The organism is Streptomyces tubbatahanensis, from assembly GCF_022699385.1.
GTDB lineage: Bacteria > Actinomycetota > Actinomycetes > Streptomycetales > Streptomycetaceae > Streptomyces > Streptomyces diacarni.
In genome coordinates this window covers 3287839-3305271 of the sequence record NZ_CP093846.1, presented here as the reverse complement: position 1 = coordinate 3305271, position 17433 = coordinate 3287839, and the positions used below count along the sequence as shown (strand labels likewise).

Annotated in this window: 13 protein-coding genes and 1 tRNA gene; 10 read left to right on the top strand and 4 right to left on the bottom strand. The window is 70.9% G+C overall.

Annotation, left to right across the window (positions count from 1 at the left end):
• Positions 1–478: 478 nt before the first annotated feature.
• Positions 479–1990, bottom strand: a complete 1512-nt coding sequence (locus MMF93_RS14100; protein WP_242757557.1) for a potassium/proton antiporter — start codon at positions 1988–1990, stop codon at positions 479–481.
• A gap of 321 nt (positions 1991–2311) precedes the next feature.
• Between MMF93_RS14100 and MMF93_RS14095 the strand changes: the two genes are divergently transcribed.
• Complete coding sequence (locus MMF93_RS14095) at positions 2312–5146, top strand: penicillin acylase family protein (RefSeq protein WP_242751631.1); 2835 nt, start codon at positions 2312–2314, stop codon at positions 5144–5146.
• Between the two features lie 97 nt (positions 5147–5243).
• On the opposite strand, the gene MMF93_RS14090 is transcribed toward MMF93_RS14095, so the two are convergent.
• Positions 5244–5852 (bottom strand): 5-formyltetrahydrofolate cyclo-ligase, encoded by a 609-nt coding sequence (locus tag MMF93_RS14090; RefSeq protein WP_242751630.1) that lies wholly within the window; start codon positions 5850–5852, stop codon positions 5244–5246.
• 101 nt (positions 5853–5953) lie between these two features.
• Here MMF93_RS14090 and galU point away from each other — a divergent pair, with 101 nt between their 5' ends.
• The 7 genes from galU (at position 5954) to MMF93_RS14055 (ending at position 12110) form a co-directional block, all read left to right on the top strand.
• Positions 5954–6856 (top strand): UTP--glucose-1-phosphate uridylyltransferase GalU, encoded by a 903-nt coding sequence (gene galU / locus MMF93_RS14085; protein WP_242751629.1) that lies wholly within the window; start codon positions 5954–5956, stop codon positions 6854–6856.
• A gap of 3 nt (positions 6857–6859) precedes the next feature.
• The gene (gene glp / locus MMF93_RS14080; protein WP_242751628.1) at positions 6860–8200 is read left to right on the top strand and encodes a molybdotransferase-like divisome protein Glp; all 1341 of its coding nucleotides are present in this window, start codon (positions 6860–6862) and stop codon (positions 8198–8200) included.
• A gap of 66 nt (positions 8201–8266) precedes the next feature.
• Positions 8267–8776 carry a cyclic pyranopterin monophosphate synthase MoaC gene (gene moaC, locus MMF93_RS14075; protein ID WP_242751627.1) on the top strand — a complete coding sequence of 170 codons (510 nt, stop codon included), beginning with the start codon at positions 8267–8269 and terminating at the stop codon, positions 8774–8776.
• The gene (locus tag MMF93_RS14070) at positions 8773–9438 is read left to right on the top strand and encodes a MogA/MoaB family molybdenum cofactor biosynthesis protein (protein WP_341483261.1); all 666 of its coding nucleotides are present in this window, start codon (positions 8773–8775) and stop codon (positions 9436–9438) included. Before moaC ends, MMF93_RS14070 begins: the two co-directional genes overlap by 4 nt.
• The gene (locus tag MMF93_RS14065) at positions 9435–10064 is read left to right on the top strand and encodes a GNAT family N-acetyltransferase (RefSeq protein WP_242757555.1); all 630 of its coding nucleotides are present in this window, start codon (positions 9435–9437) and stop codon (positions 10062–10064) included. The genes MMF93_RS14070 and MMF93_RS14065 overlap by 4 nt, the downstream gene beginning before the upstream one ends.
• 163 nt (positions 10065–10227) lie before the next feature.
• On the top strand, positions 10228–11928 hold the full coding sequence (locus MMF93_RS14060; RefSeq protein ID WP_341483260.1) for a gephyrin-like molybdotransferase receptor GlpR: 1701 nt from the start codon (positions 10228–10230) through the stop codon (positions 11926–11928).
• 108 nt (positions 11929–12036) lie between these two features.
• Positions 12037–12110, top strand: a tRNA-Ala gene (locus MMF93_RS14055).
• 355 nt (positions 12111–12465) lie between these two features.
• Here MMF93_RS14055 and MMF93_RS14050 read toward each other — a convergent pair.
• The gene (locus tag MMF93_RS14050) at positions 12466–13311 is read right to left on the bottom strand and encodes a DUF2637 domain-containing protein (protein WP_242751625.1); all 846 of its coding nucleotides are present in this window, start codon (positions 13309–13311) and stop codon (positions 12466–12468) included.
• 654 nt (positions 13312–13965) lie between these two features.
• Here MMF93_RS14050 and MMF93_RS14045 point away from each other — a divergent pair.
• Positions 13966–15123, top strand: coding sequence for a macrolide family glycosyltransferase (locus tag MMF93_RS14045; protein WP_242751624.1), 1158 nt, complete (start codon positions 13966–13968; stop codon positions 15121–15123).
• Between the two features lie 372 nt (positions 15124–15495).
• Here the strand turns inward: MMF93_RS14045 and MMF93_RS14040 are convergent, their stop codons facing one another.
• Positions 15496–16491 carry a LysR family transcriptional regulator gene (locus tag MMF93_RS14040; protein ID WP_242751623.1) on the bottom strand — a complete coding sequence of 332 codons (996 nt, stop codon included), beginning with the start codon at positions 16489–16491 and terminating at the stop codon, positions 15496–15498.
• Positions 16492–16622: 131 nt separating this feature from the next.
• Between MMF93_RS14040 and MMF93_RS14035 the strand changes: the two genes are divergently transcribed.
• A complete protein-coding gene (locus MMF93_RS14035; protein ID WP_242751622.1) occupies positions 16623–17294 on the top strand; it encodes a maleylpyruvate isomerase family mycothiol-dependent enzyme in 672 nt (223 codons plus the stop codon).
• Positions 17295–17433 lie beyond the last annotated feature (139 nt).

Genomic DNA, 17433 nt, shown 5'->3' with positions numbered 1-17433 from the left:
GCGTTCAGGGTGACGCGCCGAGAGCTGTCCTCTCGCGCAGGACCGGGGTAGATACCCGGTCCGGTGCGGGGTGGGCGATCCGGACCGTGGCCGCCGAGCGGTCGCGCCAGCTCTGCTTCAGGCAGAGTCGGGTAAAACTGTCCTGTCCGGTATGAGGATAACGGCCGAGATCGGTTCTCGGTGAACGCGCGCTCAGATCACCCACCCCCGGACCACCCGCGTACCCACCTCCGGCGCCCCCGCCATCGCCCGTCCGGTTGCCGGCTTCCACGCCGGCGGGGGCACAAAAAACGGACCCCGGTGCGCTTCGCCCGCGTCCTTACCGGCTGCACGCAAGGGGGCCCCTGTCCGGTTCGCCCGCACCCCTGCCGACGGCACACGAAGGGCCCCGTCCGGTCATTCCGCGTCCCCACCGAACGCCCGCGTTCCCACCGAACGCCCGCGAACGCGCCACCACGCCCCGTGTACGAACGGGGCGCTACCTCCGCAGTGCCGTGCTCCCTCCGGGACCGCCCAGCCACCCGGCGAGCTTGCCGCCGCGGCTGACGGACAGCAGGCGCCGTTCGGCGGAGTCGCGCACCTGATCGGTGGCGATGACCAACAACTCGTCACCGTGCCGCAACACCGTGGAGGGCTGCGGTACGAAGCTGGTGCCGTCGCGCACCACCAGGGTGACGGCCGCGCCCGAAGGGAGCCTCAGTTCGGTGACCTCCACCCCGTGCATCCGGGAGGAGGGCGGGATGGAAACCGACAGCAGATGACCACGCAGCCGTTCCAGCGGGGCGGACTCGATGTCCACGTCGTCCGCCTCGTCCCTCTCGTTGAGGCGGAGCGTCCTGGCCAGCCAGGGCAGCGTGGGCCCCTGGAGGACGGTGAAGACGACGACCAGGACGAAGACGATGTTGAAGATGCGCTGGCTGTCCTCGACGTCCGCGACCATGGGGATGGTCGCGAGCACGATGGGCACCGCGCCCCGCAGCCCCGCCCAGGAGAGCAGCACCTTGTCCTGCCAGGGCAGCTTGAACACCTTCAGGCACAGGAAGACCGACAGCGGCCGGGCGACCAGGGTGAGCGCCAGGCCGATGAGTACCGCCGGCCAGAAGTCCTTCCACAGGTTGTGCGGAGTGACCAGGAGCCCCAGCAGGACGAAGAGCCCGATCTGCGCCATCCAGGCCACCCCGTCGGCGAATCCTCGTACCGCCGGGCGATGCGGGAGCTTTCCGTTGCCCAGGATGAGCGCGGCGACATAGACGGCCAGGAAGCCGGATCCGTGCGCCATGGAGCCGCCGGCGTAGGCCAGGACGCACAGTGCCATCACGGCGATCGGGTAGACGCCGGAGGCCGGAAGTGCCACATGGCGCATCCCCAACTCGCCCAGCTTGCCCACCACCAGGCCCACCACGAGGCCGATGGCGAGTTCCAGGGCGATCTCTGCGAGCAGGAAGTACCAGGGGTGGTGCTGGGAACCGAACGAGGAGAAGGTGACCACCAGCAGTACGACAGGGGCGTCGTTGAAGCCGGACTCGGCCTCCAGGATCCCGGTGAGGCGCTTGGGCAGGGGCACCCTGCGCAGGACGGAGAAGACGGCGGCGGCGTCCGTGGAGGAGACCACGGCGCCCATCAGGAGTGCGGCCTGCCATGCGAGGCCGACCAGATAGTGCGCGGCCAGGGCCGTGACGGCGACGCTGACCGCCACACCGAACGTGGACAGTACGGCCGCCGCCGGCACGGCGGGTCGGATGTCGTTCCACTTCGTACTGAGTCCGCCCTCGGCGAGGATCACCACGAGGGCGGCGTATCCGAGGACTTGTGTCAGCTCGGCGTCGGAGAATCCGAAACCGATGCCGTCCTGCCCTATGGCGACACCTATCCCGAGGTAGACGAGCAGGCTGGGCAGCCCGCTGCGGGAGGAGAGGCGGACCGCCGCGACGGCGACGAGCAGTACGAGGGCGCTGAAGAGCAGTAGCTGGTTGAGGCTGTCGACGGTCAGGGCACGGTCCTCTCTTCCGGGGCTTGCTCCTTGGGGGCGCGAGCGGGTGCGAGTGCGGTTTCTGACGTCCTCCTGACGCTTTCCTGACGTGTTCTTAACGCACTGCCCATGGGGGTGGGTGGCTCCCGGACGAGTGTCCGGAAGTCTCTAGTTCGTTTGGGTAGCTAACAATTTACCATCGCTTGAACAAGCCGTCGGCGGAATCCGTAGTTGGTGACTCGCTGTCCGGGCGTGACGAGGGGCGGCCTATGGTTGCTCCGTACGGACCGAGCCCGTCCGGTCCCCTCAGTCAAGGTTCACCCTGCCCCTCGAAGGACAGCGATGCCCGCCAAGAAGACCTCGCGACGCGCCCGCCTCATCGTGATCGTCGTCGTGCTGCTGCTCGTGGCAGGCATCGGCGGTGGCACGTACTGGGGCGTCAGCACCGTGCGCGACTCCTTCCCGCAGACGACCGGCACCCTCAAACTCAAGGCTCTCGAGGCGCCGGTGAGTGTGAAGCGGGACGGTAGCGGCATTCCGCAGATCTATGCGGACAATTCCGAGGATCTCTTCCTCGCCCAGGGGTACGTGCAGGCCCAGGACCGCTTCTGGGAGATGGACGTGCGCCGCCACATGACCTCGGGCCGGCTCTCGGAGATGTTCGGCGCGGGGCAGGTGGAGACCGACGCGTTCTTGCGCACCCTCGGCTGGCGCAGGGTGGCCGAGAAGGAGTACAAGCAACTGCCCGACCGGACCAAGGAATTCCTCAAGTCCTACTCCGCGGGCGTCAACGCCTACCTCGAGGACCACGAGGGCTCCGCGCTCTCCGTCGAGTACGCGGCTCTCGACCTGGACGGCAAGGACTACAAGCCCGCGCCCTGGGACCCCGTCGACTCGGTCGCCTGGCTCAAGGCCATGGCCTGGGACCTGCGCGGCAACATGTCCGACGAGGTCGACCGGGCGCTGATGATCAGCCGCCTGGACAAGGACGAGATCGAGCAGCTGTACCCGGAGTACCCGTACGACCGGAACAAGCCGATCGTCGATCACGGCGCGGTCGACCCGGTCTCCAAGGAGTTCGACCCGAAGGCCGAGGCGGACGAGACCGGTGGCCAGGGCGCGGCGAACGGGGTCGGCACCGGCACCGACGCCGGTCAGCCCGGCTCAGGCGGCGCTCAGAGCCCGTCTGGCGGCATGGGAGAGGGTGGGGTGCCCTCCGGTGGGTCCGGCGCCGCGAACGGCGCCCAGTCGGCCGGTGAGGCCACTCAGGGCGCGAGCACCCAGCTGGGCACGGTGGCGAAGAAGCTGGACAAGATTCCCGGACTGCTGGGTCCCAACGGCAGCGGCATCGGCTCCAACTCCTGGGTCGTCTCGGGCAAGTACACGACCACCGGCAAGCCGCTGCTCGCCAACGACCCGCACCTCGCTCCGCAGCTCCCCTCGGTCTGGTACCAGATGGGCCTGCACTGCCGCTCGGTGGACAAGTCCTGCCCCTTCGACGTCTCGGGCTTCACCTTCTCCGGCATGCCCGGCGTGGTCATCGGCCACAACCAGGACATCTCCTGGGGCCTGACCAACCTGGGCGCCGACGTGACCGACCTCTACCTGGAGAAGGTCAGCGACGGGCACTACCTCTACGACGGCAAGGAGGTGCCGTACCGCACCCGCGAGGAGACCATCAAGGTCGCCGGGGGCAAGGACCGCACCATCACCATCAGGGAGACCAACAACGGGCCGGTCATCTCCGACCGCGACAAGGAGTTGCGCAAGGTCGGGGAGAAGTCACCCGTCGGCAACGCGGCGCCCGACCGGGGAAGCGGCTACGCGGTGTCCCTCAGGTGGACCGCTCTTGAGCCGTCGAAGACCATGGACGCGGTCTTCCATCTGAACGAGGCGTCGGACTTCTCCGAGTTCCGCAAGGCGGCACGCGACTTCGCCGTTCCCTCACAGAACCTCATCTACGCCGACACCAAGGGCAACATCGGCTACCAGGCGCCCGGACGCATCCCCGTACGCGGAAAGGGCGACGGGCGCTACCCCGCCCCCGGCTGGGATCCCCGTTACCGCTGGAAGGGATACATCCCCCAGCGCGCCCTGCCGTGGGAGTACAACCCCGATCGTGGCTACGTCGTGACGGCCAACCAGGCCGTCGTGGACCGCGAGAAGTATCCCTACCTGCTGACGGACGACTGGGGCTACGGGGCGCGCAGCCAGCGGATCAACGACCTCATCCAGTCGAAGATCAAGGACGGGGGGAAGATCTCCCTCAAGGACATGGAGAGCATGCAGATGGACAACAGCAGCGAGATCGCCAAGCTGCTGGTGCCCTACCTGCTGAAGATCGACGTCAAGGACCCGTACGTACGGGAGGCACAGAAGCTGCTGGAGGGCTGGGACTACACCCAGGACTCCGACTCGGCACCGGCCGCCTACTTCAACGCCGTCTGGCGCAACCTCCTCAAGCTCGCCTTCGGGGACAAGCTCCCCAAGGAACTGCGGGTCAAGGGCGACTGCCTCTACGTGGCACCGTCCGACGACTCGGGGCCCGTCGACGACCTCAGCGGCGAGGAACGCCTGGTACGCGAGTGTGGCCGGCGCTCCGCCGACACCGCGCAGCCCGACGGCGGTGACCGCTGGTTCGAGGTGGTGCGCAAGCTGCTCAAGAAGCCCGACAGCGACTGGTGGAAGACGCGCGGCACCGTGCGGCGAGACGGCGACAAGAACCGGGACGACCTGCTGGGCCACGCCATGAAGGACGCCCGCTGGGAGCTCACCTCCAAGCTCGGCAAGGACATCGACACCTGGAGCTGGGGCAGGCTGCACCGGCTGATGCTCAAGAACCAGACTCTCGGAACCGAGGGCCCCGGCGTCGTGCAGTGGCTCCTCAACCGGGGCCCCTGGGACCTGAGCGGGGGCGAGGCGGCCGTCAACGCGACCGGCTGGAACGCGGCCGGCGGGTACGACGTGACCTGGGTGCCGTCGATGCGGATGGTCGTCGACCTCAGCGATCTGGACAACTCCCGGTGGATCAACCTGACGGGAGCCTCCGGGCACGCCTACAACGCGCACTACACCGATCAGACCGACAAGTGGGCCAGGGGAGAGTTCCTCAAGTGGCCCTACAGCGAGAAGGCGGTCGCCAAGGCCACCGATGACCAGATGGCCCTCACGCCCTGAGATCCGGGGCGCCGCCCCTGCACGGCCCTGAGGCCCCTGTACGGCCCCGACCCGGTTCCGCGACCGGTCGGGGCCGACCTGGAAGGTGGGTGGCGCCCTACTCCTCACCGAGGCGGTGCACTCCAGCCGGCGTCACGGCTGTCCGTACGAGGCGGTCGTGCGCCTCGCCGTCGATGTGGTCGACGACCTCACCGTCGTACAGCAGCACCGCGCAGGCCGGGTGCGCGCCTGAGGCCGCCAGCCGGGCGAGTACGCGGTCGTAGCATCCCGCACCCCGGCCGAGCCGCAGCCCGCGCCGGTCGACGGCCAGGCCGGGCAGCAGCACCGCGTCGGCCCGGATGACCGCCTCGGGCCCGAGGCGCGGACCGGTGGGCTCCCACAGGCCTCGTCCCGCGGGGGCGAGTGCGGCGGGGCTCTCGTAGGGGGCCCAGTCGAGGTCGTTGTCGGCCTGCAGAACCGGCAGCACCACCCGTACGCCGCGTGCGTCCAGAGCTCGGAGCAGGGGGCCCGTTCCCGGTTCCGTTCCCACCGAGACGTAGGCGGCGACCGTGCGTGCCGCGGCGAGCTCGTCGAGAGCCAGGACACGCCGTGCCAGCTCCTCGGCGGCTGCCTGGCGGTCATCCGGTGGCAACGTCCTCCTCACCGCGAGGACTGTGCGACGCAACTCGCGCTTCCTACTGTTGCCGACGGTCCTCGGCTCGCCCATCACGCGCCTCACCCCTCCCGGGTTCGCAAAACGCAACAAACCTTACGGAAACCATGCGGACCCTTATCTTTCGGTTCAATTGAGCGGTTATGGTGCGGGACATGACTTCTCCCCGCACGCGGATCACCAAGGCGGTCATCCCCGCCGCCGGCCTGGGCACCCGCTTCCTCCCCGCGACGAAGGCCACCCCCAAGGAGATGCTTCCGGTCGTCGACAAGCCCGCGATCCAGTATGTGGTCGAGGAGGCCGTGGCAGCAGGGCTGTCCGACGTCCTCATGGTCACCGGCCGCAACAAGCGGCCGCTTGAGGACCACTTCGACCGCAACTACGAATTGGAACAGGTCCTGCGCGACAAGGGCGACGACGGGAAGCTCGCCCGTGTGCAGGAGTCCAGCGACCTGGCCACCATGCACTACGTCCGCCAGGGCGACCCCCGAGGGCTCGGGCACGCCGTCCTGTGCGCCGCGCCGCACGTCGGCAACCAGCCCTTCGCCGTCCTCCTGGGCGACGACCTGATCGACCCGCGCGACCCTTTGCTCGCCCGCATGCTGCAGGTCCGGGAGGAGCGCGGCGGAAGCGTGATCGCCCTGCTGGAGGTCGACCCGTCCAGCATTCACCTGTACGGCGCCGCCGCGGCGAGCCCCACCTCGGACGGCGACGTCGTCCGCGTCTCCGACCTGGTGGAGAAGCCCTCCGCCGAGCAGGCCCCCAGCAATCTGGCCATCATCGGCCGCTACGTGCTCGACCCGGCGGTCTTCGACGTCCTCAGCAAGACGCAGCCCGGCAGGGGCGGCGAGATCCAGCTCACCGACGCCCTGCAGGCACTGTCCGCCGACGAGTCCCTGGGCGGCCCTGTGCACGGCGTAGTCTTCAGCGGACGCCGCTACGACACCGGCGACCGGGGAGACTATTTGCGAGCCATTGTCCGACTCGCATGCGAACGTGAGGACCTGGGCCCGGAGTTCCGGGAGTGGCTGCGCGGTTACGTCACCGAGGAGATGTAAGCCTTGAGCAAGACCTGGTCCGTCGACGAGCATCTGGAAGACATCCTTCGCAGCATCCGTCCGCTGGAACCCATCGAGCTGAACCTGCTGGACGCGCAGGGGTGCGTCCTGGTCGAAGACGTGATCGTCCCGGCGGCCCTTCCGCCGTTCGACAACAGCTCCATGGACGGCTATGCCGTACGGATCGCCGACGTCGAGGGGGCGAGCGAGGAGTTCCCGGCGGTGCTCGGCGTCATCGGTGACATCGCGGCCGGCAGTGCGGGACTGCCCACGGTGTCGCCGGGACAGGCGGCCCGCATCATGACCGGCGCACCGCTGCCACCGGGAGCCGAGGCCGTCGTCCCGGTCGAGTGGACCGACGGCGGTACGGGCAGCGGCCCGGCGGACGCCATGCGGGCTCACAGCAGCGCCCCGCAGGACGCATCCGGACAGGTGCGCGTCCACCGCCCCGTCGTCCCGCGCCAGCACGTGAGGGCCAAGGGCAGCGACGTCCGCCCTGGCACGGTCGCGCTCCGGGCGGGCACGGTGCTGGGCCCCGCGCAGGTCGGCCTCCTGGCGGCCATCGGACGCGGCGCGGTGACCGTCCGCCCCCGCCCCCGCGTGGTGGTGCTCTCCACCGGCAGCGAACTCGTCTCGCCGGGGGAGCCCTTGGGCCCCGGTCAGATCCACGACGCCAACAGCTTCGTCCTGACGGCCGCGGCCCGCGCGGCGGGAGCCATCCCCTACCGGGTGGGCGCGGTGGCCGACGACGCGGACACGCTCCGCTCGACCATCGAGGACCAGCTCATCCGCGCCGATCTCCTCGTGACCAGCGGCGGGGTCAGCGTCGGGGCCTATGACGTCGTCAAGGAAGCGCTCTCGCGGGTAGAGGCGTTCGGCGGGGACGAGGACGGCGAGCAGGCGGACGGCGCCTCGGACGCGGTGGAGTTCCGCAGGCTCGCGATGCAGCCGGGCAAGCCCCAGGGCTTCGGCCTCATCGGCCCCGACCGCACGCCCATCCTCACGCTTCCCGGCAACCCGGTGAGCGCGTACGTCTCCTTCGAACTGTTCGTCCGTCCCGCGGTGCGCGCCCTGATGGGACAGGAGCCCGTCCGACGCCCCAGCGTGAGCGCCCGTCTGTCCGGGGAGTCGGAACTGACGTCGCCGGAGGGCAAGCGGCAGTTCCTGCGTGGCGCCTACACGCCGCCCGCGGAGGACGAGGAAATGGGCAGCGTCAGCCCGGTCGGCGGTTCGGGCTCCCACCTGATCGCCGCTCTCGCGCAGGCCGACGCCCTCATCGACATCCCGGAGAAGACGAGCAGGGTGGTGCCGGGGCGCGAGGTCACGGTCGTTCCCCTCGACTGACGCGCCGGACACGGCCCTTGCCCCTGCCGGTACCGTGTCTGGGCACAGCACAGGACCGGGAGAACCATGACCAGCCCCCAGCAGCACCTCACCCACCTCGACACGTCCGGGGCCGCCCGGATGGTCGACGTGTCGGAGAAGGACGTCACCGCGAGGACGGCCCGCGCCACCGGACGGGTGCTGGTCTCCCCGCAGGTGGTCGCACTGCTGCGCGGTGAGGGCGTGCCCAAGGGCGACGCTTTGGCGACCGCCCGGATCGCCGGAATCATGGGAGCCAAGAAGACCCCTGAACTCATCCCGCTGTGCCATCCGCTCACGGTCTCCGGGGTGAAGGTCGACCTGGCGGTCGCCGACGACGCGGTGGAGATCACCGCCCGGGTGAGGACCACCGACCGCACCGGCGTCGAGATGGAGGCGCTCACCGCGGTGACGGTCGCCGGTCTGACGGTCATCGACATGGTGAAGGCCGTCGACAAGGCTGCGACGATCACGGACGTCAGGGTGCAGGAGAAGAGCGGCGGCAAGTCCGGCGACTGGACACGCCCGCCGCTCACCGGGGAGGAGGGCGACGCATGACGACAGCCGGACACGGCGGCGCCGCACACACGTCGGGCGGCACCGGACACGCGGCCGAGGGCCCCGGAGAGCACGCCGCCGGGAACGGGCACCAGGGCGCGAGAAAACCGTCCCACCGGGCTCTCGCCGTGACGGCCTCCAACCGCGCGGCCGCCCAGGTGTACGCGGACAAGGGCGGTCCGCTGCTCGTGGAGGGGCTGACGGCCATGGGGTTCGCCACGGACGGGCCGAGGGTGGTGCCGGACGGAGAACCCGTGGGACAGGCACTGAGGGAGGCCGTACGGGACGGGTACGCGGTCGTCCTCACCACGGGCGGTACCGGCATCAACCCGAACGACCGCACCCCAGAGGTGACCCGCTCGCTGCTGGACTACGAGATCCCCGGTATCGCCGAGGCCATCCGTGCGGAGGGCCGCACGAAGGTCCCCACAGCCGCCCTGTCGCGCGGTGTGGCCGGTGTCGCGGGCAGCACCCTCATCGTCAACCTCCCGGGCTCGACAGGAGGCGTGAAGGACGGACTCGCCGTCCTGGCGGACCTTCTGCCGCACGCCGTCGACCAGATCCACGGCGGCGACCACCCGCAGCACGCCCACACCGAAACGTCCACCGAGCCGAGCGCGTCCCAACGGCCCGGCGACCCCAGAGGGGACGACCACCGCTGAACGCGCCGTGGCCGGCTGAGTTGGCGGACGGTCCCACGGCCCTCCGCCCGATAAAGGTGCGCGATCAGCGTGCCTGGCGGGAGGTGAACCAGCGCAACCGCGACTGGTTGCGCCCCTGGGAGGCGACGATCCCCCCGCCTCCGCCAGGCCACCTGCCGCCGCGGCGTCCCACCTACCGCCAGATGGTGCGCCACCTGCGCGCCGAGGCGCAGGCGGGGCGGATGCTGCCCTTCGTCGTGCAGTACGAGGGCAGGCTGGTCGGCCAGCTCACCGTGGCGGGCATCACGTGGGGGTCGATGTGTTCGGGTCATATCGGTTACTGGATCGACCGCGGTGTCGCCGGGCGGGGGGTCATGCCGACGGCGGTGGCGCTCGCCGTGGACCACTGTTTCCGCTCCGTGGGGCTGCACCGCATCGAGGTGTGTATCCGTCCTGAGAACGCGCCCAGCAGACGGGTCGTGGAGAAACTGGGCTTCCGGGAAGAGGGTGTGCGGCCGCGCTATCTGCACATCGACGGCGCCTGGCGGGACCACCTGGTGTTCGCACTGACGGCGGAGGAGGTTCCCGAGGGACTTCTGACCCGGTGGCGCCGCTCGCGGCCCGGTCACTCCTCGGAAATGAAATAGACGTTCGAATTGTGGCGCGGAAAGCCACCTCCCGGTATTAATCGCCCATTTCCTTGCCGCCCGGGCCAGCAATCACAAAAAAAGGTGGAGAGATCAGCCAGATCGTGCGACACACCGGGCTATTTGGCAGATGGGCTCACGCGATCCCCTCTACCGTGTGAGGGTGAGCAGCAGTGGCCTCATCTACGCAGTCATCGTCGGGGCCTGGGCCGCCTACTTGGTGCCGATGTGGCTTCGCCGACAGGACGAGCTGAACGAAGCACGTCCGACGGAACGCTTCAGCACCGCCATCCGGCTGCTGTCCGGCAAGGCCGGCATGGAGCGCCGCTACGCGCGCGACGCCGAGCGGCGCCGGGTGCGCGAGCGGTGGGAGGCGGACGACCCGTACGCGCCGCAGGCCGGTGCCGGTTCTGCCGGCGCGTACGACGGTTACGACGGGGACGCGTACCGGAACGACCCGGACGCCGCCGACGAGTCGGTGGACGTCCGGGCTTTCGCCGACCCCAAGACCATGGTGGGCGCACCCGGCTCCGAAGCGCCGACCGAGGTGCACGCATACGCTCAGCGCGGCAACGCGCACGACGCGTCCGCGCGCGCTCAGCGCGTCGGCCAGGCGCACGCCGGCCCGCGCGGTGCCGCGCGCCCGGAAGGACGCGTCGCACAGGAAGGCCACGACCACCCTGGACCGTCCGCCCCGCCCTCCCCCTCCGGCCACGACAGCGGTGATCCCGCGCATGGCGGCCCCGAACACAGCGGCGCGGGGGACGCCCCGGAGAGCGACGACTCCGTCCGCGGGGGCGAGCAGCAGGGTGTCGGCAACGGCGCCGGACAGCTGTCCCGCGAGCAGTCCGCGCAGGCGCGAGCCGCCGCACTGGCGGGCCGCCGGGCCCGACAGGCCAAGCGTGCGAAGCTGCTCGCACGGCGGCGCCGCACGACGATGCTGCTGTTCCTGGCCTTCACCGTCGGCAGCGTCTTCGCCGCCGTGCGCGGTCTCGCCCTCCTGTGGGTTCCCGCCGTCCCGGCCCTCCTGCTGAGCATCTACATCGCCTATCTGCGCATTCAGGAGCGACGCAGGTTCGCCGTCGCGATGGACCGGCGTCAGGCAGAAGAGGCAGCCCGCACGCTGCACGCGCGGCGCCGCCGCGACGGGGACGTCGCTCCGGACGGACACCGCCGGGCGGAAGCCTGGGAAGCCGACACCGAGCCTGGCCTCCCGGCCCGTGCAGCACACTCCGCGGGGCGGGACTCGCGCCACCCCGCGGCCGCGCACCCTCGGACCGGCCCAGGACCCGAGGGGGCCCGCGCCCGGCACGACGGTCAGGGGCCCGAGGGCAGGCGCCCCGGGGACGGCTCACCGGACCAGGCGGCGGACGCCTCCGGGCACGCCCGCCGTCAGGGTGGCGCGACCGCGTCCGGCGGCAGGGACGCCCGGCAGGAGGCGGCCCGCGCCCGCGATGAGGGGGCGCGTGTCCGTGAGGAGGCGGCGCGTGTCCGTGAGGAGCAGGGGGCCGCCGAACGGCGTGCCCTGGTGGAGCAGACCGACCACGCCGAGTGGGTCGACCAGCAGCGCGCCCGGGAGCGTGACTCCTCGGACGGTGAAGGCTGGGAGCCCGTCCCGGTGCCGCTGCCCACGTACGTGAGCGCCCCCGTCGCCCCCCGCGCCACGCGCGGAGTCGACCTGGAGGCACCGGACGCCTGGAGCTCCGCCCGCTCGAGTACCGCCTCGGCCGCCGACCCACAGGCTGTGGACGGCGACCCACACGACGCCGATTCCGCCCGTCCCCGTCACCACCACGACCGGGACCGCACCCCGCTCTTCGACCAGTACGAGGACGAGGACCGCCCTCGCGCCGCCAACGAGTGATCCTCCGTGCGGCCGCCGCCGAGCCCCGCTCACGGCAGCCCTCGTGACCAGCGAGGGAACGGATTTCCTCCCGGCCCGACGAGGATGCTAGAGTTTCATCCGTCGCAAGGGCCTGTGGCGCAGTCCGGTAGCGCATCTCGTTCGCAACGAGAGGGTCAGGGGTTCAAATCCCCTCAGGTCCACCGCACGAAAGAGCCCCTGTCGGAGTTATCCGGCAGGGGCTCTTTCGCGTTGTGCGGCAGCGACGTGCGGCGGCACCCTCGCGGCCGTCGGCAATGCGCACCAGTTGCGCTGCGCGTCCCAGCCTTTTCGCTCTTTGCGGGGACGTTCAGCGCTCTTTGCGGGGACGTTCAGCGCTCTCTGCGGGGACGTTCAGTCCGGGGCGAGAGTGACAGGAGAAGTGCGCCCGCACGCACAGACGGCGGGACGGTGGGACCGTCCCGCCGTCCGGCGGAGGGTTGGCGCTCGGCGCCACGGGCAGCCGGTGCGCACAGGGCGTCCGGCGGGGTGCGGCCGGTGCGCCGGCCGCTGGGCCGGTCAGCCGGCAGAGCGGTGGCGGTTGGTGCCCTTGGGCGGCCGGGCGTGCCGTGAGGGCACGGCCGGCACGGGCGGCAGGTCGAGCTGCCGGACGAGCTGGTGGAAGCAGAGCAGTGCGGTGATCGGGGGAAGGCCCGCCACCGCGATGCCCGCCGGGGTGGCGGGCGCGTCGGCGACGCACAGCAGTGAGGCGACGGCGGCGAAGAACAGGACGACGAGCCAGGAGTGCACGGTGCGGCGGCGGTAGGCGCGGGTGCGCAGGATCGACAGTGTGGCGGCGACCCAGGGGGCGTAGATCAGCAGCGGCCAGGCGTGGGCGACGCCGGGGGGCGCGGACTCCTGGGCGAGGCCGTAGAGGGAGGGGTAGGACGCCTTGGCGCCCAGGAAGCTCACCAGGAGCACGATCATCGCGGTGAGGGTGATGGAGAAGGCGCTCAGGACGCGCCGCCAGGTCAAGTCGGACCGGTGCTGCTGCTTCACTCGGTCGAGGGGGCCGTCCTTGCGGTGTCTTGCCCGGGTGAGGGCGGCCTCCGTGTCGGCGAGGGACTGCTGTTCGACCGTGTCGAGGAAACGGGCGAGTTCCGTCTCCAGATCGGGGTGCTCGGCCTGCTCCCGGTACTCGTCGCGCTCGGGGTGCGGCGAGGAGAAACGGGTCAGGCCGAGGGTTCCGGTGTCGGTGAGGCCCGCCGCCGTGCCGACACGGGGGGAGGCGTCGTGCATGAACGCGGAAGTCCCCTCCCCGTACGCCGCGTGCACGTCCACGAAGGGTGGCTTGCGCGGCCCGGGCAGGCCGGCGTCCGGTTCACGGGGCGTGTAGGACGCGTACGTGTGCGACGTCTCGGACAAGACTGAACTCTCTTCTGTGAGGGCAGGTTCAGACGACGGTGCCGGGGAGCGGTCCGATCCGCGCACGCGTTGTCGGGTAGCGGTTCCCGGCAGGCGGCCCCGTGCCGTACGTGGCGACCAGTCGTCGCCCGCGGTGACCGGCTGGGATGGACGGATACGACCGTTTCGGTCACAACTCGTCAACGACTACTCCAGCCAGCGGAAACCCCTGTTCGCAGTACTCAGACTTATGAGCATGCGGTTGTCAGCTCGCGGTTAATCCCTGCGGGGCCGGCCGCTGCGGCATTAGAGTGAGGCTCATGTACTTCCATCAGATCTACGGCTGACGCGCGCGGGGCGACGCCCCGTCCCGCAACGGCGCGCCGGGCGTGTTTTCGCACTCCGGCCCGCTGAGTGTGTCCATTCCGTCACAACAGCACCCCACCACAGGTATGCCCCTGTCAGGCGACGGCCCGGCCTGTGCAGCCGTGTGCCGTCGGGTGCCGTGACGGAGACCCGTAGACCTGAAACGAGTGAGCACTCATGACCCGTACCCCGCGTGTGTCCCAGGCCTCCGCCGCCTCTCCGGCCTCCCGGGCTTCCCGGAATCCGCAAGCCGAGGCACCCCGTGACCTTCCCGCGTTCCCTCCCGCCGCCCGGCCCGGTCATCTGGCGATGATCGGCATCCCGGCCGTCAGCCATGTGCTGCCCAGCCTGGAGGTCGTCAGGGCGCTCGTCGCGCGCGGCCACCGGGTGACGTATGCCAACGACCCGGCCGTGGCCGAACTGGTGGCCTCCACCGGCGCGGAGTTCCTGCCGTACCGCTCCACGCTGCCCGTGGCGGACAACACGTGGCCGAAGGACCCCATCGCCGCCATGGAGGTCTTCCTCGACGACTCGATCGCGGCGCTGCCGCAGTTGCGTTCGCTCTACGACCAGGAGTGTCCCGATCTCTACCTGCACGACATCGGCGCCATGGCGACGCGGGCACTGGCCGAGGCGCAGAGCCGCCCCATGATGCAGCTCTCGCCCACGTTCGTCGCCTGGGACAGCTATCAGGACGACGTCGGTGCGCACCTGTGGGCACTGCCGGGCGCCGACGCCTACCGGGCCAAATACGCCTCCTGGCTGGCAGGTTGCGGCGCCGCCACGACGGACGTGGCCACGTACATGAGCCTCCCTCCGCGGGCGCTGGCGTTGATCCCCCGCGTCATGCAGCCGAAGGCCGACGAGGTGGACAGCGGCCGTGTCGACTTCGTCGGTCCCTGTTTCGGTGCTCCAGGAGCGCGCGGATCCTGGAAGCGTCCGGAGGGTGCCGAACGGGTGTTGCTGGTGTCGCTGGGCTCCGCGTACACCCGGCAGCCGGAGTTCTACCGGCGCTGTGTGGCGGCGTTCGGCGGGCTGCCCGGCTGGCACGTCGTGCTGCAGATCGGCAAGTACACGGAGCCGGCACAGCTGGGGCCCGTTCCCGACAACGTGGAAGTGCACTCGTGGGTGCCGCAGTTGGCCATCCTGGAACAGGCCGACGCCTTCGTCACGCACGCCGGGATGGGAGGCAGCGCGGAGGGACTGCTGACCGCGACGCCGATGATCGCCGTACCGCAGGGAGCGGAGCAGTTCGACAACGCGGACCGACTGGTATCCCTGGGGGTCGCCCGGCGGATCGACACCGAGGAGGCCACTCCCGAGCTGCTGCGCGCGGCCCTGACCGCCCTCGCCGACGCTCCACAGGTCGCACGCCGTTCCGCCGAACTGAGTACCCAGGCGCGCGCTGAAGGCGGTACGCGGCGCGCCGTGGAGCTCATCGAGGAGTACGCCGGGATCGGCGACTGAGGTCGCGCGGGCACTCCCGTGGTCGGCTCGGAACCCCTTGGGAGGGTTCCGAGCCGGCCGGGCCAAGCGGCACCGTGGTTGCGCCGGTGGCAGGCAGGGCCGTCGATCTGTTCGAGATCCCCGTCTGCCCAGAAGATCCCCGACTGCCAGCAGGTCTCCTTCTGCCAGGAGGGAACCAGCGACACACGTCCGGGCGCTCCTCGTTCGCCTCCCTGCCGGAGCTGCCGGAGCTGCCGGAGCTGCCGGAGCTGCCGGAGCTGCCGGAGCTGCCGGAGCTGCCGGAGCTGCCGGGGCTGCCGAGTGCGTCACGCAGCTCGTCCTCGCAGGGCAGGCCTCGTCGATGCGCGTGCCTTCACTGTGTCGGGGAGCACCTCACCGCGCCCACTCCTCCATGGCGTCGGGTCCGCCGTCCGCGCGCGGTGAGGTGAGCGCGGCCCGCAGGGGTGCCAGCAGTGCGCGGGCCGCGGGGCTCGCGGGGCCTCCGGCGCGCCACGTGAGGCCGATCCGGGCGCGGGGCTCCGGGGTCAGCCGCAGGGTGTGCAGGCCGAGGGAGGACGCCGCCTCGGGCGGCATGGCCGGCACGACGGCGACACCCAGCCCGCGCGCGGCCAGCTGCGCGAGCAGCGGCGGAGCCGCTGCCTCGAAGGCGACCCGCGGCTGGAACCCCGCCTGCGCGCATGCCTGTTCCAGCACTCCCCGCAGGCCCGTTCCGCGGGGGAGGCTGATCAGGGGGCGGTCCCGCAGGGCAGTCCAGCGCAGGGGCCCGGGTTCCGACAGCAGCGGGTCGTGGGGCGCGACGGCGACGACGACCGGCTCGTCGACCACGAGGTCCGCGTCGGTGCCCGGCGGAGGGCCTCCGTCAGGCAGTCCGGCCACCGCGATGTCGAGTGTGCCGTGGCGCAGTGCGCGCAGCATGCGGTCCGAGGTGTCCTCGGTGAGTGCGATCTCCACGTGCGGGTGTTCGTTGTGGAAGTCGGCCAGTACGGAGGCGATGTCGAACCTGCCACGGGCGTCCGTCGCACCGGAGACGAGTCCGACGGTGACATGGCCGCGCAGCAGCCCGGTGAAGGCGTCCGCGGCGTGCCGGACGTTCTCGGCGGCCTCCAAGGCGGCCCGCGCGTACGGCAGTACGGCCTCGCCGACCTGGGTGGGTGTCACCGACCCCCCCGCGCGAGTGGTGCCGCCGGAGCGGCCGGTGCCGGGTCGGCCCGTGGCGGATCGGTCCAGCAGCACGTGGCCCAACTCGCGTTCGAGCTGACGTATGCGGGCGCTGACGCCCGGCTGGGCCAGGTGCAGACGGGCAGCGGCACGGGTGAAGCTGCCCTCCTCGGCGACGGCGACGAAGAGCTGGAGCTGACGTAGGTCCATGGGGTACAGGCTAGACAGCTCATAACCGGTGCTTTTGAGATGGAGAAGAAGCCTCTCTTGGACTTATAGGCGGAGGCCACCCAGGCTGGGGAGGGGACGGCACAACGGGTCGACAGGGAGGCAGGAGCGACGTGGACATCAGGGGTGCGATCGCAAACGAACGCGTGGAATTCGCCGCACTGTTGGACGGGCTGACGGAACAGCAGTGGAAGGCACCTTCGCTGTGCGAGGGGTGGCGCGTGCGTGAAGTGGCCGCCCACATGTCGTTCGGATTCCGCACAAGGCGCGGACAGGTGCTGCGCGAACTCCTCCGGGCACGCGGCCGACTGCACCGGATGACCGACAGGTGTGCCCGTCGGGACGCCGCCGCCATGAGCGAGGGGGAGCTGGCGGCGGCTCTGCGGGACAACGCCCGCCACCCCTGGACGCCGCCCGTGGGCGGGCTGACGGCGGCCCTCGGGCACGACGTGGTGCACGGGTTGGACATCACCGTCGCGCTGGGGCACGAGCGGCGCGTTCCCCTGGAGCGCGTCCGCCTGCTGCTGGAGGGTGTGACGCCGAGGAGCCTGAGATTCTTCGGTGCCGACGTCACGGGCGTCTCCTTGCGCGCGGACGACGTGGAATGGTCCTACGGTGCCGCTTCCGGTACGCCGGTCAGCGGGGCGGCACAGGATCTGCTGCTCGTCGCCTTCGGGCGCGCCCTGCCGCCGGGCAGGCTGCGGGGCGAGGCGGCGGACCGGTTCTCCGCAACGACGCGCGGCCGTCCACAGGGGGAGGCCGGAGAAATCCGGCAGCGCCCGTAGCCCCCTCGCAACGCTCCCGTACGGTCCTCGCCGTGCGTCCACACTTCCCTTGCGGTGTCCGAGGGGGTGGCGGTTTCCGAGGGCGCGCGGCGGAGGGCGGGGACATGCGGCGGTGGGCGTAGGCGACCGCGGCGGTAGC

Excerpts from the sequence above, each read along its gene's own strand:
- MMF93_RS14095 (WP_242751631.1), top strand. The coding sequence starts at position 2,312 with ATGCCCGCCAAGAAGACCTCGCGACGCGCCCGCCTCATCGTGATCGTC.
- MMF93_RS14045 (WP_242751624.1), top strand. The coding sequence starts at position 13,966 with ATGATCGGCATCCCGGCCGTCAGCCATGTGCTGCCCAGCCTGGAGGTC.
- moaC (WP_242751627.1), top strand. The coding sequence starts at position 8,267 with ATGACCAGCCCCCAGCAGCACCTCACCCACCTCGACACGTCCGGGGCC.
- MMF93_RS14040 (WP_242751623.1), bottom strand. The coding sequence starts at position 16,491 with ATGGACCTACGTCAGCTCCAGCTCTTCGTCGCCGTCGCCGAGGAGGGC.
- MMF93_RS14090 (WP_242751630.1), bottom strand. The coding sequence starts at position 5,852 with ATGGGCGAGCCGAGGACCGTCGGCAACAGTAGGAAGCGCGAGTTGCGT.
- MMF93_RS14070 (WP_341483261.1), top strand. The coding sequence starts at position 8,773 with ATGACGACAGCCGGACACGGCGGCGCCGCACACACGTCGGGCGGCACC.
- galU (WP_242751629.1), top strand. The coding sequence starts at position 5,954 with ATGACTTCTCCCCGCACGCGGATCACCAAGGCGGTCATCCCCGCCGCC.